At 72.1% G+C, this 15,772-nt stretch carries 8 protein-coding genes; 4 read left to right on the top strand and 4 right to left on the bottom strand.

Annotation, left to right across the window (positions count from 1 at the left end; genetic code table 11):
- Window positions 1-141 precede the first annotated feature (141 nt).
- Complete coding sequence (locus tag WME83_RS10185) at window positions 142-6,255, top strand: AAA family ATPase (RefSeq protein WP_437319079.1); 6,114 nt, start codon at window positions 142-144, stop codon at window positions 6,253-6,255.
- 63 nt (window positions 6,256-6,318) lie between these two features.
- On the opposite strand, the gene WME83_RS10180 is transcribed toward WME83_RS10185, so the two are convergent.
- The 4 genes from WME83_RS10180 to WME83_RS10165 form a co-directional block, all read right to left on the bottom strand.
- Complete coding sequence (locus tag WME83_RS10180; RefSeq protein WP_437319078.1) at window positions 6,319-6,963, bottom strand: hypothetical protein; 645 nt, start codon at window positions 6,961-6,963, stop codon at window positions 6,319-6,321.
- A 225-nt stretch (window positions 6,964-7,188) separates the two neighbouring features.
- Complete coding sequence (locus WME83_RS10175; protein ID WP_437319077.1) at window positions 7,189-8,148, bottom strand: hypothetical protein; 960 nt, start codon at window positions 8,146-8,148, stop codon at window positions 7,189-7,191.
- 606 nt (window positions 8,149-8,754) lie between these two features.
- The gene (locus WME83_RS10170; RefSeq protein WP_437319076.1) at window positions 8,755-9,570 is read right to left on the bottom strand and encodes an RNA polymerase sigma factor; all 816 of its coding nucleotides are present in this window, start codon (window positions 9,568-9,570) and stop codon (window positions 8,755-8,757) included.
- 219 nt (window positions 9,571-9,789) lie between these two features.
- Entirely contained in the window at window positions 9,790-10,812 is a 1,023-nt protein-coding gene (locus tag WME83_RS10165) for an RNA polymerase sigma factor (RefSeq protein ID WP_437319075.1), read from the bottom strand.
- 489 nt (window positions 10,813-11,301) lie between these two features.
- Here WME83_RS10165 and WME83_RS10160 point away from each other — a divergent pair, with 489 nt between their 5' ends.
- The 3 genes from WME83_RS10160 (at window position 11,302) to WME83_RS10150 (ending at window position 15,587) form a co-directional block, all read left to right on the top strand.
- Window positions 11,302-12,333: a tetratricopeptide repeat protein gene (locus WME83_RS10160; RefSeq protein WP_437319074.1), complete on the top strand. Its 1,032-nt coding sequence runs from the start codon at window positions 11,302-11,304 to the stop codon at window positions 12,331-12,333.
- 71 nt (window positions 12,334-12,404) lie between these two features.
- Window positions 12,405-13,970 (top strand): hypothetical protein, encoded by a 1,566-nt coding sequence (locus tag WME83_RS10155; RefSeq protein WP_437319073.1) that lies wholly within the window; start codon window positions 12,405-12,407, stop codon window positions 13,968-13,970.
- A 36-nt stretch (window positions 13,971-14,006) separates the two neighbouring features.
- The gene (locus WME83_RS10150) at window positions 14,007-15,587 is read left to right on the top strand and encodes a hypothetical protein (RefSeq protein ID WP_437319072.1); all 1,581 of its coding nucleotides are present in this window, start codon (window positions 14,007-14,009) and stop codon (window positions 15,585-15,587) included.
- Window positions 15,588-15,772 lie beyond the last annotated feature (185 nt).

Genomic DNA, 15,772 nt, shown 5'->3' with positions numbered 1-15,772 from the left:
AGTCCTCTCACGATGTCACCGACAGGGTGGCGCCGGTGTGGGGCGCGGCGCGCGCTGGTTCGCGGAGGACGGACGATGTCCGGCGCGTCGCCCGCTCGAAGCGATGGGCGATGCGCGCCGACCATGGCAGCATGCGTCGCGATGACCCGTAGCAGGGCTCCTGCGGACACCACCATTCCCGTCTTCTCCAGTCACGGTGCGTCGTCCCGTTACGCCATCATCGAGGTCCTCTACGAGGGTTCAGACACCCTTCTTTACCGGGGTGTGCGTGAGGGCGACGGCCTTCCCGTGGTGCTCAAGGTCCTCCGGCGCGAACACGCGAGCCCCCGTGCCCGCGAGCGGCTGCGTCACGAGTACGAGGTTGCTCGGGCGCTCGAGAGCACGGCGATCGTCAAGCCCTATGCGCTCGAGATGCTCGGCGATCAGCCGGCGCTGGTCCTGGAGGATTTCGGCGGCGTGTCGCTCGATCGGCTCCTGGACGGGCCGATGCCGCTCGAGCGCTTCTTCCCCCTCGCCGCCGGCCTGGCCGAGGCGCTCGCCGCGGTGCATCGGCACGGCGTCGTTCACAAGGACATCAAGCCTCAGAACGTGCTCCTCCACCCCGCCACCGGCGAGGTGAAGATCACCGACCTGGGGATTGCGTCCCAGATACCCCGCGAGCTCCAGCATCTCGAGCACGTCGGGCTCATCGAGGGGACCCTGGCGTACATGGCCCCGGAGCAGACAGGCCGGATGAACCGCTGGGTCGACGAGCGGACCGATCTGTACTCCCTGGGCGTCACCTTCTACGAGATGCTGACGGGCGCTCTGCCGTTCCGGGCCAGCGATCCCGTCGAGTGGGTCTATTGCCACATCGCCCAGAAGCCGGTCCCGCCGCACGCGCTCGTCTCGTCGATTCCCCCGCTCCTGTCGGAGGTCGTGCTCAAGCTGCTCTCCAAGGCCGCCGAGGAGCGTTACCAGAGCGCGGCCGGCCTGCGGCACGATCTGGACGAGTGCTTCGCAAGGTGGCGGGCGAGCGGCGCCATTCCGCCCTTCGCGCTCGGTCAGCGCGACGTCTCCGACCGGTTCCAGGTGCCGCAACGGCTGTACGGGCGCGAGCGCGAGGTGGAGGCGCTGCTCGCCGTGTTCGAGCGGGTGGTGACGCAGGGCCGGCCAGAGCTGGTGCTCGTGTCGGGCTATGCGGGCATCGGCAAGTCGTCGCTCGTCGCCGAGCTGCACCGGCCGATCGTGAGGGAGCGGGGGTTCTTCCTCTCCGGCAAGTTCGATCAAACCGCGAGGGACGTCCCCTACCGCGCTTTCCTTCAGGCGTTCCGCGCACTTCTGCAGGAGATCCTCGGCGCGAGCGAGGAGCAGGTAGAGCGCTGGAGACAGCGTTTCCGGGAGGCCCTCGGTGAAAGCGGCAGGCTGCTCGCCGATGTGCTCCCCGAGCTCGGGCTGCTCCTCGGCCCGCAGCCGCCCGTGCCCGAGCTTCCGCCCACCGAGGCCCAGAGCCGGCTGCACGCGACCCTCCAGCGCGTCGTCGCCGCGTGCGCCCGGAAGGAGCACCCCATGGCGCTCTTCCTCGACGATCTGCAGTGGGCCGACGCGGCCAGCCTCCAGTTGCTCGAGCAGCTCGCCACCTACGCCGGGCCCGAGCACCTGCTGCTGATCGGCGCGTACCGCGACAACGAGGTCGGCCCCGCGCACCCGCTGCGGCTCACGCTGGCCGAGGCGCGCAAGCGCGGCGCCGCCGTGTCCGAGCTCGTCCTCGCGCCGCTCTCCGCCGCCCACGTCGGGGCGCTCGTGGCCGAGACGGTCCACGCGCCGCACGCGCCCGCAGAGCAGGTCGAGCCGCTCGCGCGGCTCGTCCACGAGAAGACGGGCGGCAACCCCTTCTTCGTGCTCCAGTTCCTGCTCGCGCTGCACCAGGAGGGGCTCATCGCCTTCGACGCGGAGGAGGGCAGGTGGCGGTGGGACATCGCCGCGATCCGCGACAAGGGGCTCACCGACAACGTCGTCGAGCTGATGGCGGGCAAGCTGATGCGGCTCTCGGTCCCGACGCGGGACGCGCTCAAGCTCGCCGCGTGCCTCGGCAGCAGCGTGGACCTCGACCCCCTCGCGATCGTCGCGGGCCGTCCTGCGGCGGAGCTCCGCGATGCGCTCGAGGAGGCCGTGCGGGAGGGGCTGCTGCTCCGCCGGGGCTCTGGCTATCGATTCCTCCATGACCGGGTGCAGCAAGCCGCTTACTCGCTCATCCCGGCGGGACAGCTCGCCGAGATGCACCTGGGGATCGGGCGGCTGCTCCTCTCGGCACAACGCGCGGCGGAGCGCGACGACGCGCTCTTCGACGTCGTCGGCCACCTCAACCGCGGCGCCGCGCTGCTACGTTCCCAGGCGGAGCGGGACGAGGTCGCGGAGCTGAACCTCCGCGCCGGCAGGAAGGCCAAGGCGGCCGCGGCCTTCCAATCCGCCGCCGCGCTCTTCGCCGCGGGCCTCTCGCTGCTCGCGCCGGCCTCGTGGGAGGCGCGGCACGAGCTGACCTATGGCCTGACCTTCGAGCGCGCGCACATCGCGTACATCACCGGCAGCTTCGAGGAAGCCGAGCAGCGCCTGGAAGAGCTCATGGATCGCGCGAGGACTCGGCACGAGACGGCCGCCGCCGCCGCGCTTGTCGTCGCGCTGAATGTCACCCGCGGGCAATACGCCCGCGCGGTGGAGATCGGGCTCTCGTGCCTCCGCGCGTGCGACGTTGATCTGCCGCTCCACCCCACCGACGCACAGATTGAGAAGGAGACCGAGAGCGTCTGGCAGGCCCTGGGCGATCGCGCCATCGAGGACCTGATCCATCTGCCCCCCATGACGCACCCGGAGCTCAAGATGACGATGGGCGTCCTGCAGAGCGTGTCCCTCCCTGCGTTCTTCGTGGACCCGAACCTGTACAATCTCGTCGTCATGCGCATGGTCAAGCTCAGCCTGCGCCACGGCAACACCGAGCACTCCGCTGTCGCGTACGCCGCCTTCGCGATGGTGATCAGCTCGAGGTTCGGGCGATATCAGGAGGCTTACCTGTTCGGCAGGCTTGGCCAGGACCTGGCGGAAGGGAGCGGCCTCCTGACCACGAAATCGGCGGTGGTCGTCCTCTTCGGACACCATGTCGTCTTCTGGACACGCCACTACAGAGAGACGTATCCGTACACGCGCGACGGCTTCAGCGCCGCGGTCGAGTCCGGTGACCTGAACATGGCGTGCACCAACTGCATCTGGGCCGCGCTGTTCCCGCTGCTCTCTGGCGAGCCGCTGGAGGACGTGCTTCACGAGGTAAAGGAGCGCCTCGGTTTCGTGCACAGGGTCGGTTACACGTTTGCGCACAACGCCCTCCTCGGCGGCCACGCCATGATCCAGACGCTGCGCGGGAGGCCGGTCCGCTTCTCGATGCTGGACGGGTCCGAGCTGGATCCGCCGGCCTTCGAGGCGCAGCTGGAGGAGGCTGGGCAGCTGGAGGCCGCTCGCGACTTCTATTACAGCTTGAAGGCGCAGGCGCTCTTCGTGCTCGGCTCTCCCCGAGAGGCGCTGGCGGCGGCGACCCGCGCGATCGCCGAGCACCCCCCGAGGGTCGTGCCGCACGCGGTCGTCGCCGACAGCTTCTACTATCTCGCGCTCGCGCTCGCGACCCTCTTCGACGAAGCGCACGAGGCGCACGAGGCGCACGAGGCGCAGCCGTCCCCGCTGGGGGCGCTCCCCGAGGGGCTCCTCGACTGCGAGCGGCAGCTCGGCGAGTGGGCCAGGAGCGGCCCCGACAACTTCCTCCACAAGCACGCTCTGGTCCGCGCCGAGATCGCCCGGCTCCGGGGGCACGAGCCGGAGGCCAGCCGGCTTTACGAGCAGGCCATCACATCGGCGCGGGAGGCCGGCTTCGTCCAGCACGAGGCGATCGCCTGCGAGCTCGCCGCGGAGTTCTGGCGCGCGCGCGGCCTCACCACGCCCGCCGACAGCTACCTGCGAAAGGCACGCGCTGCCTACTTCACGTGGGGCGCTCACGCCAAGGTGGAGCAGCTCGATCAGCGTTATCCCCACCTCGCCCCGCGCAAGCCGATCGCCCCCACCATCACCTTCGCCGTGCGGGCCGAGCAGTTCGACGTCCTGCCGGTGGTCAAGGCTTCGCAGAGCATCTCCGGTGAGCTCAAGCTCCCGCGGCTGCTCGAGACGCTGCTGCGCACCATGGTCGAGCACGCGGGCGCCGAGGAGGGGCATGTGCTCCTGCTCCGGGAGGACCGCCTGTCGACCGCGGCGGCGATCGACGCGCCCGGGGGCGCGGTACGGCTGCTCGGTGCGGGCGAGGCGCGGTCGGCTGCGCTGCCGCAGTCCGTCCTCAACTACGTTCGCCGGAGCCACGAGCGCGTGCTGCTCGACGACGCCGCCGCCCGGCACCCCTTCATGGAGGACGAGTATTTCCGGCGCAAGCGCCCGCGATCGGTGCTGTGCCTCCCGATCGTGCGGCAGGCCCGGCAGATCGGCCTGCTCTACCTGGAGAACAACCTCGTCACCGGCGCCTTCACCCCCGGCCGGCTCAGCGTCATCGAGCTGCTCGCCTCGCAGTCGGCGATCTCGCTGGAGAACGCGATGCTCTACGCCGAGCTGGAGCAGGAGAACGCCGAGCGGCGGCGGGCGGAACAGGCGCTGAAGGCCAACCAGGAGATCCTCCAGGCCATCGTCGACAACTCGGCGGCGAGCGTCTACGTCAAGGATCACGAGGGTCGATATCTGCTCGCCAACCGGCATGTGGGCACCTCCCTGGGCCTGCCGAGCGAGCAGCTCGTCGGGAAGACCGACGCCGAGCTCTTCCCTGCTCCCGTCGCCGAGATGATCCGCGAGCACGACCGGAAGGTGCTCGAGGCGGGCGCGCCGATGGAGTGGGAGGAGGAGGTGCCGCTTCAGGGCGGGCCGCACACCTTCCTGTCGGTCAAGTTCCCTCTCGGCGAGGGGCACGCGCCCCGCGCGGTCGGCGGCATCTCCACCGACATCACCGAGCGCAAGCGGGCCGAGCAGGCCGAGCGCTTCCTGGCCGAAGCGAGCCGCAAGCTGATGATGCTGGGCTACGGCGCGACCTTCGAGAGCGTGGCGCAGCTCCCGGCGCCCGAGCTCTCGGATCAGTGCGTCATCGAGGTGCTCTTGGAGGACAGGACGCCGGGTCCGACGGCTGTCGCAGGAGTTCCCGGCGAGCATTTGACAGCGCTGAGGGACGCGCTGCGCGCTCTGGCGGAGGCGTCGCCGGCTGGATCCGAGGGAGACTCAGGCCGCGCAACGCCGCTGCTGCAGCAGGCGCATGCGCTCGACCCGCGGGCCAGGGCTCTCTGGGAGCGGCTCGGCGTCCATTCGTTCCTGCGGGTTCCGCTGCTCGCGCGCGACCGGTACCTCGGCGTCATGACGTTGCTGGCGACCGCGCCCGAGCGCCGATATGGCCCCGCCGACCTGCGGCTGGCCGAGGAGCTGGGGCGCCGCGCGGCGCTCGTGCTCGACAACGCCCGTCTGTATACCGAGGCCCAGGAGGCGATCCAGCGACGGGACGACTTCCTCCTCGTCGCGTCTCACGAGCTCAAGACCCCGCTGACCTCGCTGCAGATGCAGGTCCAGACGGTCGAACGCCTGCTGCGCCGCCGCTCGCTCGCGGACGTCCCGCCGGAGCGGATCGAGGGGATGCTCCAGGTGCTCTGCCGTCAGACGTTGCGGCTCGGGCGCTTGGTCGACGAGCTGCTCGACGTCACGAGGATGAACGCCAAGCGGCTGGCGCTCGCGCGCGCGCCGGTCGATCTGGCGGCGCTGGCGTGCGACGTCGTCGAGCGGATGCGGCCGCAGCTCGCGGCGTCCCACTGCCGGACGCAGCTCGATCTGGACGAGCCCGTGGTCGGGTGCTGGGATCCGGCTCGCCTGGAGCAAGTCGTCATCAACCTCCTATCGAACGCAATGAAGTACGGCGCAGGTAAACCGATCTTCGTCGGCGTGCGGCGGCAGGCCGATCGCGCGCAGCTGGTCGTCCGGGACGAGGGGATCGGGATCGCGGAGGCCGATCAGGGCAGGATCTTCGAGCGCTTCGAGCGCGCGGTGTCGGTGCGCAACTTCGGCGGCCTCGGCCTCGGGCTGTACATCGTGCGCTCGATCGTGGCGTCGCACGGCGGCTCCATCCGGGTGGAGAGCAAGCCGGGCGCGGGCGCGGCGTTCGTGGTGGAGCTCCCGCTGAACCCGCCGGAGGCGGACGAGCCCGGCGCCGCGCCGGCCTAGTCGGGTAGGCCGGGTCGACGACTCCGCGGCACCGCTGAAGCACGTTGACCTGTCGCGGCAAGCTCACGAGCGCCGGCCGTCAACGAAGCCGTACGTGCCCGCGTAGCCTGCGCGGCCGCGTCTTTGCTGAGCCGCCCGTGCGACGCTTTCGGCCTTGAACGCGGCATCCCGCTGCCCGAGGGCCCAGATGACGACACCCACCATCACCACCGCCGCCACCCCCAGCGCCGCCGCGATGGCCACGAGCCTCCGCCGCTTCGCGCGCTCTCTGGCCAGCCTCTGCTCTTCCTCCCGAGCTTGCCTCCGCTCGAAGACCTTCTTCGCGAGCCAGTCGTGCCCGAGCTCGAACAGCCGATTCCCCTGGCGCTCCTCCGCGCGCAGCACACCGGCCCGCTCCAGCCGCTCCAGCACCTCGGTCGCGTCCCCGGCCGGCAGCACGAGGCGCGCCGCCTTCTCCGTCAGCGGCTTCCGGTTCCCCGCCGGATCGATCAGGTGCTCTTCCAGGAGGCGACGCCCCGCGTCCTTCAGCGGGCCCAGCCCCTCCTCGGTCGCCTCCAGGTACCGGCGAAGGATCGCCTCGGCCTCGACCACACCAGGCTCGTGCCCTTTCCCCGCGGACCGCTCGTCCCAGAGCTCCCGGCACACGATCTGGGCGTAGACGGCCTGCACCTCCGCCTCGTCCGACGCCGAAGAACCAGGTGTCCTCACCTCGAGCAATCGGAGATCGCCTCTGCCTCGACCCATCGCCCGCAGGCGGGGTGCGTGCGTCGTCTGCTGTCCACCGAAGGCGGCGGTTCCGTGGTCGCCTCGGCGGTCATCCCACTGCCCCTCTCGGGAACGACCGCTTCATGGATCCCCACCGGGGGCCAGGATAACGGATCCCGCCGCGCGGTGCGCAGGGACACCGTCTGCGGCGGGCCTCCGGGCGGGGGATTAGGCGACCGGCGGCGCGCCGTTGGACGCTGCGCCGGACACCGCCGCGCCGGGCGGCGCAGCGCCGGACGCCGTCGGCGTCGCCGGCGCCGCCGTGGCCGGCGGCGCCACCGGAGGCGCAGCCGATGCCGGCGCCGTCGGGCCGGCCGGAGCGGCGTCCTGCGGCGCCCCGGCGTCGTCGCTCGACGACGCCGCGCGACCACCGCGGCCCTTGTACAGGGACGGCGCGATCGTGTCGGCATCTCCCTCGTTCCAGCGGAGGTAGGCGATCGCGCGGCGGGTCTGATCGTAGGCGTGCACGAGCAGCGCGAACGCGCGCGCCCTCGTGTCCGCGGCCTCAGTCGGCCCGGGCCCCTTGCCGTGCTCCCTCACGCCGAGCGCGGCCAGGAGCTGCGGCCCGAGCTCGCCGGCGCGGTTGACCTCCTCCTCGGTCGCCGCCGTCTTGCCGGCGATCTCCGACCAGCTCCCGCTGAACAGCGCCGAGAGCGCGACGAGGTCGTTGGCCGTGTCGATGTGGCCTTGCCCTGCGCGGATCTCCGCGACCGTCTCCGCATCGAGCAGGCCGCGGCGGGCGAGCGCCTCGGCGTCGCTCAAGAGGTTCTCGCGAAGCGGGACCGCCTCTTCGACGAGCGGCTTCAGCGCGCTCTCGGTGCCTCCGCTGGACAGCCATACGAGGTGCGCGTACCAGGCGGCGAGCGCGTACGTCTCGAGCCGATCGAGCAGCGCGACATCGTGCTTCTGCAGCTGCTCGGCGACATCGGGGCGGAGCGCGAGGAGACCAGGCAGCACGCCCAGCACCTGGGAGACCACGCGCGGAATGTCGAGGTTGACGGCGATGAGCCGATCCGCGCTCAGCGCCTCGATCTCGGGGAGGGTCTTGTTGAACGCCGTCGCCGCCTGGGTCGGGGCCGCGGGCTTCTTGGGAGCTGGCTTTTTCTTGTTCGAGAACGGTCTGGCCATGAGGGAATTACCTCTCGTCGATGTGCGCCGCCGAGAGGCGGAAGAAGAGATACGCCATGCTCCCCCACCCCCGTGCTGGACGCGATGTGACCGCCCGGCGCGCGCCGGACGGTCCGGCCAGGGATAGTCACCCTCATCTTGCTGTCAATTCCGGACGCGTGCTTCTCAGTGTCGTAATGTTGCGCCACGGATGGTGTCGTAATGTTCCAGCATAGGTGGCGTGCCTGCACGGGCCGACGGGAGGGGCCGCCCTGCCGCCGCGCGCGCCCCTGGCATCTTGCGGGGCCGGCGCCGTTCGGGGGCTGGAGGTCGAGGGTCATGGATCGGGCAGACCCGTTCGGGCGAGGGCTGCCGAGCTGCCTGCCCCTAACCGGATCCGGTTCCGCGAGGCTGCCGAGCTGCCTCCCCCTAACCGGGTCCGGTTCCGCGGCGTTGCCCAGCTGCTTGCCCGTAACCGCTTGCGGTTACGGGGGGTTGCCCAGCTGCCGGCCGGCAACCGCTTCCGGTTCCGCGGGGCTGCTCAGCTGCCTGCCGGCAACCGCTTCCGGTTCCGCGAGGGCTGCCGAGCTGCCTGCCGGCAACCGGTTCCGGTTCCGCGAGGGCTGCTCAGCTGCCTGCCCGTAACGGGTTCCGGTTACGCGAGGGCTGCTCAGCTGCCTGCCGGCAACCGGTTCCGGTTGCGCGACCGGACCTCGCGCAGCGCTCCTCCTCCGCGGCGATGCGCCTCGCGAGCGCTTCCCGCGCGCCGTGGAGCGCTCTGCTGCGCCATTTGTACACCGTGCTGACGGGTATTCCTCGCGTCTCGGCGATGTCCCTCATGGAGATCTCATAGAGGTCGTGCTGGACAAGCACCGAGCGCAGCTCGAACGGCAACTCCAGGACGAGTGATCTCAGCAGGCCCCGCCGCTCCGCCGCGAGCAGACGCTCGATCGCCGTCGCGCTGCCGCCGGCCTCGCACAGCGCTGCGGGATCCGTGAGGATCTCGTTCCGTTGAGAAGCCTTCGCGTGGTAATGCGAAGCGACGTTCACCGCAATGCCGTTCAGCCACCGCGCGATCTCGCCACGCGAAGGGTCGTAGCTGCCAAAGCTCAGGATGGCCGCCAGAAAGACATCCTGGCTCAGATCGCCACGATCGCGCTCGGGCACGCGGAGCTTCCCGAGCCACCGGTAAACGCGCCGAGCCGTCTCGGCACGAAAGAGATCGTGAAACGCGTCCGCCCGGTCGCGGGTTGCCGCGCGCTTCTCCTCGTTCTGCCGAGATCTCGACCGTCCCGCCGCCCGCGCCGCGACGCCCCGCGCGCCGGGCGCGCTCGGGCGAGCCGTCCGGGCGTGTCGCGCCACCGCGGCCGACGCCTCACCCAACATGCCTGCTCCGACACGATGAACGGCCGCACCCCGCGCGGGCAGCACCTGGAGATCCATGGCTCGCCTCCGAGTGAAACGTGAATGCTCCGCGCGAACCCTCGTCCGCGCGCAGACACGACATCTCCTGAGCAGGCCTGAGCAGGCGCCGCGCGCCGACCGACGCCCGCTCAGGGGGCGCTCAATCCCCCAACGCGGCGACCACGCACCACGGCACGTCGAGCGCCGCCTTCGGCACGAGCGCCGCCTCGCGCTCGGCGATGGCCCGCTGCGCGCTCCTCATCGGATCTGCTCCAGCAACGCTTCGCGCTCGCGCGCCATGCGGCCCCGCGGGAACCTCCGCCCGTGCTCCTCCAGCATGCGTCGCGCCTCCACCAGGGACGCGACATCACCGGCCGCCACGGCCGTCCGTGCGCGGGCGACCAGATCTCGCTCGCGTGCGCTGATCGCCGGGCGCCGCGCCGCGGGCCGGCCTGTCGGCACGGCGGGGCCTACTGGCATGGCGAGGGCGGCAGTGGCCGCCACCGCTGCAGCCAGCGCCGGAGGCGCCGTCTCCGCGCCGTCCAGCGCCTGGCCCACGCGCGCCGGCTCGGCGGGATCCCGCCCGGCCTGCGCGGTCGCCGGCACGCGCGTGCTCCGGGAGACCGCGGCGGCCATGGACGTGCGGAGCGGCTCGACGGGCTCCCTCGGGCCCGCGACCAGCGTGCCGAGCGCCGCCGCGCACGCGATGGCGAAGCCCGGCGCCACCCAGCGCGCGGAACCACCTCGCCGAAAGGAGCGCCGCTCCAGGAGCCAGGGCGCGAACAGCACGGCACGCAGCCGCCGGGCGCCGCGGCCCCGCTGCCTCGCCTCCCAGCGGGCGGCCGCCTCCTCGAACTCCTGCCAGGCCCGGCGCAGGCGACTTCGCGCGGTCTCCAACGGGATCTCCAGCTCTCGTGCGACGTCGGCGATCGGCCGCTCCAGGAGCTCGCACGCGATGAAGACTCCGCGGCCCCGCTCGCCGATCTGCTCGATGAGCTGCCGCACCAGCGCCGCCTCCTGACGCGCGATGGCGTGCTCCTCGGGGCTCTTTCGCTCGTCACAGAGCGCCGCCTCGTCGAGGCCCGTGAGCACCTCCTCGTGCCTGCGCGCCGCCCGCCGGTGATCGCGGGCCGCGTTCAGGACGACGCTGTCGCGAAAGGCGCTCGGGTTCCCGGCCGAGCGCGCCTGCTCTCGCTTCTCCCACAGCCGCACCATCGCGTCTTGCATGACGTCGTCGAGATCCCGCGCGGGCACCCCGACGTAGCTGGCGAGCGATCTCACGCGAGCGGATAGAGGGCAGGTCGGCGTTGCTCGGTCCACGACCCACCAGACGATCCGAGCCCGGCCCGACGGTCCAAAAATCGACCGAGCCCGCGAAAGGGGGTGGGACAGGCGGCACCACGGAACACGATGGCGACGAGGCGGGACACAGGCCCGGCGAGATGTCCTCCTTGCAGATCCAGCCCGCCGGCGGAGCTGAGCCGTTGCCCAGCTCCGCCGTGGTCCCCTCCCCCACTCCGGCCTCCGACCTCTCGTCCCCACGGTGAAATCACGGCATTACTTCATCGGTGCTCCGGTTCTCTTTCACTCGTTGATCCGGTGACGACTCTGGCCGTCTCGAACGCCATCGACGACGAGAACACCCAGCGCTTCCGGAGCCCAGCTCGTTGACATGGGCACACGCGAAGGAGTATCCACCGAGCGGTGTGGCACGCGCGCTGCGCCTTCGTGACGTGCGTTTTCTTTGGCGTCGTCGCGGCGCAGGAGGGCGTGGCGCGTGCGCGTGAGCCCCAGGCGCTCTCGGGCACGCACGCGGCATCGACGACGGCGAACCCGCTGCGCCTCGCCCGGCAGGCGCGCGACGCCGGACGGTGGGTCGAGGCCGAGGCGGCGTACGAGGAGGCCCTCAAGGCGGCTGAGGCGGCGTGGACGACCGACGCGGAACGCGCCGAGATCGCCGCGGAGCTCGGCCTGTGCGAGCTCGCGCTGGGCAGGTACCGCGACGCGGCGGACCACCTGGCGCAGAGCTTGAGGCACCGCGACGGGCTCCGCCGCGCGCTCCGGGAACGGGCGGAAGCCGGCCTGCTCCAGGCGGAGCGCCGCGTGGTGACCGTCTACCTGGGTGTCAATCCGCCCGACGCCGAGGTGTCCGTCGACGGCAAAGCGCTGGGGCGCCCGGCGCCGACCTACGAGCTGTTCCTGGCGCCGGGGCACCACACGGTGCGGGCCCGGCTCGATGGACACGCCGAGGCGGTGAGCGCGTTCGAGGGGCAGGCAGGCAAGGACATCTCGCTGGCGCTGAAGCTGGCTCGGGCGCCGGAGCGCGGCGCACGGGCGCCGGAGGCGGCCAGCGCTGGCGCGGCGCGGCCGGCGGCTCCATCGCCGCCTCCGGCGGCGCGGCCCGCAGTGCCCCTGACGGAGCTGCGGATCGGGGGCGCGGCGCTGGCGACGGCCGCGGTGGCGGCCGGTACGGTGTTCCTGCTGCGGGCCGATGTGGTCGACGACAACCTCGCCGAGCGCGACGTCGTGTTGCGCCGGCAAGGCTGGACGTCGTCGACGTGCTGGTGGCCGAACGCGCCCTCGGCGTGCGCGGAGATCCGCGACGACGTGGCGGAGCGGGATCTGTTCGCCACGCTCGGCAAGGTGGCGCTGGCGACGGGGGCGGTGTTCGGGATCGCGACGGCGGCGTCGTTCCTCGCGGAGGGGTGGATCCTCGACGAGGCACCGGCCCGCGGAGGCGTCCGGGTGGCGCCGAGCGCGACGGGAACGCAGGCCGGGCTCGTGCTTCAAGGCGCGTGGTGAGGCGAAGAGGGGCGATGGGGATGCGCCGGGGGCGAGGTCGCCGAGGTCGAGGAACACTGCGTTGGATCGCGGTGATCGCGCTCGGCTGCGGAAGCGCTCTGGGGGGCGCCGGGTGTTATGCCGAGGACTGCGCGACGACGTACAGCTGCGCGCCGCTCCCCGGCGAGGCGCCTCCGTCGCTGCCGGCGTCGCCGTGCGACGGCGATCCTGCGACGAGCCCGGCCAAGGACGGGTGCGGGGTGTTCGTCGCGCGGCACGGGGACGACGCGAGCGACGGGACGAGGGAGGCGCCCGTGAGGACGCTGCGGCGCGCGGTGGAGAAGGCGGCGGAGCCCGGGGGGACGCGGCGGGTGTACGCGTGCGCGGAGGACTTCGAGGAGGCGGTCGTGCTGCCGTCGGGAGTCGCGATCTGGGGCGGGCGGGACTGCGGCGCGGAGGCGTGGACCTGGGGCGGCGGGGAGAGCTTCACCGGGATCGCGCCCGAGCCGGGGCGGGTGCCGCTCACGGTGGAGGCGCGCCAGGAGAGCTTGACGTCGCTGGTGTTCGGGGTGCGGCTCGCGGCGGCGGATGCGGTCCGGCCCAGCGGGTCGGCCATCGGGATGATCGTGGGCGAGGGCGCGGCGGTGGAGGTGGTTTCGAGCGAGATCCTGGCGGGGAACGGCGCGGATGGGACGGACGGGGAGAGCGCTCCCCAGGGCGAGCCCTGGCGGGCGCCGGATGGGGCGCCCGGCCATCCAGGCGCGCCGGGGTGCCTGACGGACTGGACCGAGGGCGCGCCATCGGCGGTGACCGTGTGCGAGGACGGCACGACGTCCGTCGGCGGCGCGGGCGGCGAGGGCGACGTCGCTGCGGGCGGCGACGGCAAGTCAGGCGCACCGGCACCAGGGGCTGGCGCGATACACGACGGTGAGGGCGGAAAGGGCGGGGCCATGGGCTGTACGCCCGGCGAGAGCGGCGGAGACGGAGCGCCCGGCGCGAACGGGGTCGGCGGCGGGACGGGATTGGACGAGCGGCTCAAGTACGGAAGCATCAGCGCACGCGGCTGGCAGGGCTTCTCGGGACAGGACGGCCATACCGGGGGGATCGGCCAGGGGGGCGGCGGCGGGGGTGGTGTTGGACCAAACGCACAGTGCCGCGCCGAGGATCCGCAAGGCGGACCGTCCGGTGGCTCCGGTGGGGGCGGCGGCTGCGGGGGGCGTGGCGGCCAGGGCGGCGGCTACGGAGGCGGCAGCTTCGGCATCATCGCCCTGCACGCCCACGTCATGGTGGACAAGACCGTCATCATCACCGGCGACGGGGGTCGCGGCGGCAACGGAGGGCGGGGACAAGAGGGGGGGCGAGGCCGGCCCGGAGGCGCCCGTGGAGCTATCCCAGGCACGGCCTACTTTGCATGCGGGGGCGGGGTCGGCGGCGCCGGAGGCCAAGGCGGTCATGGCGCCGGAGGGCTCGGGGGCGTTTCCGTCACCGTCGCGCTCGTGGACAGCAGCGTTTACCTCACGGAGAGCGCCGACTGGACTTGGGGAGCCCCCGGTGCCGGGGGAGTCGGCGGCGATCCGAACGACGACAACGCCAAAGGGGAGAGCGGCCAGACCGCCGTTCTCTGGGAGTTCCCCGAGCTGATTGTGCCGCCCCAATGAGGCCGCTCGCACGGGAATGATCAGGGAGAGAGGATCATGAAGATCACAGCCGCTGCATGGATCGTGCTGCTGTCCTCTCCGGCCGCCCTGGGATGCGGGACGGAGCCGTTCGCCCCATCGTGCGCGGAGGGCAGCGCATGCGACCCAGAGCCCGCGGCCGCTCCCTCGGAGGAGGAGTGTCTCGAGGGCCTCGCCGCGCTGCGCGTGCAGGCCGGGTGCGGGGTGTTCGCGAGCCGATCGTTTGGAGACGACAGCAATCCCGGCACGATGGAGAAACCGGTGAAGACGCTCGCCCGTGCGGTCGCGCTCGCGCCGCGTGCTCGCGGGCGGGTGTTCGCCTGTCCCGACTCTTACGCCGAGGGCATCACGTTGCCCTCCGGCATCGATCTGTGGGGCGGGTTCGCTTGCTGGGCGAGATGGCGCTACTACACGGAAGGGATAACCAACAAGCCGGCGATCCTCTATTCACCCGACGAGGGGGGTCCCCCGATCACCGTGGTGGCAGCGCAGGACGACGGCGAGGGGGCCACCGACGGCGTATCGACGATCGTGGACATGCACGTGAAACACGAGCGCAGATTGCAGCCGGATCGTTCCTCGATCGCGATGAGGCTCGAGCCGGGCGCGGTCGTGGAGGTGCTTCGGAGCGTCATCGAGGCGGACAGGGGCGGCGGAGGCAAGCACGGCGAGAATGCGGTCTATGTTGATCCGCAGCCAGCGTACGGAGAGATCGGAGCGATCGGCCGGGACGCTTGCTCGGCAGCGACCGTGGCCGGCGCGCCCGCCGTGACGACCGTGTGCGGCGACATGGTGTCGACGGGCGGCAAAGGGGGCGACGGGACCCCGGACCGCGGTGGCGATGCCGAGGACGGCAAGCCGCTGCCGGCCCCGAACTCCAGGGACATAGGCCTGGGCGGCGCGGGTGCGAAGGACGGCGCCCCGTGCGAGGACGGCCGCCGTGGGGGAGACGGCGCGCCGGGCGAGCCCGGTGTAGCCGGCCAGGGTGGACGCCTCACCGAGGCCGGATGGGAAGGCGTGCCCGGCCGCCAGGGCGGCACGGGAAGGCCCGGCCAGGGGGGCGGCGGGGGCGGCGGCGCGCCGGGTGGCCGGAGCGCCTGCGGCAACGCGGCGCTGGGCGGTGCGTCGGGCGGCTCGGGCGGCGGCGGCGGCTGCGGCGGCAAGGGCGGCTACGGCGGCGACGCGGGCGGCGCGAGCATCGCGATCTTCGCCCATCCGGGCAGCAAGCTGACCCTGCGGGAAACGCGCGTCATTACGGGCCCGGGCGGTGCCGGAGGCATGGGAGGCCGAGGCCGACGCGGCGGGCAGGGCGTGCAAGGAGGCCCGCCGGGGCAGGCGCCGGAGCTGGGCGGCGAATATGCCTGCCGAGGAGGCTACGGCGGCTGGGGCGGCACGGGCGGCTACGGCGGCGGGGGCTCCGGGGGGCCATCGATCGGTATCGCGTATGCTGATGACGAGCAGCTCACGCTGGAGCGCGTCACCTTCGAGATCGGCCCAGGGGGCCTGGGAGGCATCGCGGATGTGATCGACGAGACGCGCGACAAGGCGAACCGAGGCAGCGACGGCTTTGCTGCCGAGACGATGCGCTTCGCGCCGTAGGTCCGCGCAGGATTGCCGCCCGTGACCGCTCCCCTTGCCCGAACGGAAGCAGGGGTGGACGAGCGCGCCAGGCTTAATTTCGCCTCGCGTACGCCATCGAAACGCCTTCGCCAACCCAACGTCCCAATGCAGCTGTGGTGGTGAGTCGCTGCTCGCTCCGAATGCGTTGGCTACCGCTCGGTGTC

It is taken from the genome of Sorangium sp. So ce385 (genome assembly GCF_051474135.1).
Lineage (GTDB): Bacteria > Myxococcota_A > Polyangia > Polyangiales > Polyangiaceae > Sorangium > Sorangium cellulosum_D.
The sequence above is the reverse complement of the archived record's forward strand: the minus strand, read 5'-3'. Positions and strand labels throughout refer to the sequence as shown.

Coding starts and splice junctions, on each gene's coding strand:
- WME83_RS10150 (WP_437319072.1), top strand. CDS start 14,007: ATGAAGATCACAGCCGCTGCATGGATCGTGCTGCTGTCCTCTCCGGCC.
- WME83_RS10170 (WP_437319076.1), bottom strand. CDS start 9,570: ATGGATCTCCAGGTGCTGCCCGCGCGGGGTGCGGCCGTTCATCGTGTC.
- WME83_RS10185 (WP_437319079.1), top strand. CDS start 142: ATGACCCGTAGCAGGGCTCCTGCGGACACCACCATTCCCGTCTTCTCC.
- WME83_RS10175 (WP_437319077.1), bottom strand. CDS start 8,148: ATGGCCAGACCGTTCTCGAACAAGAAAAAGCCAGCTCCCAAGAAGCCC.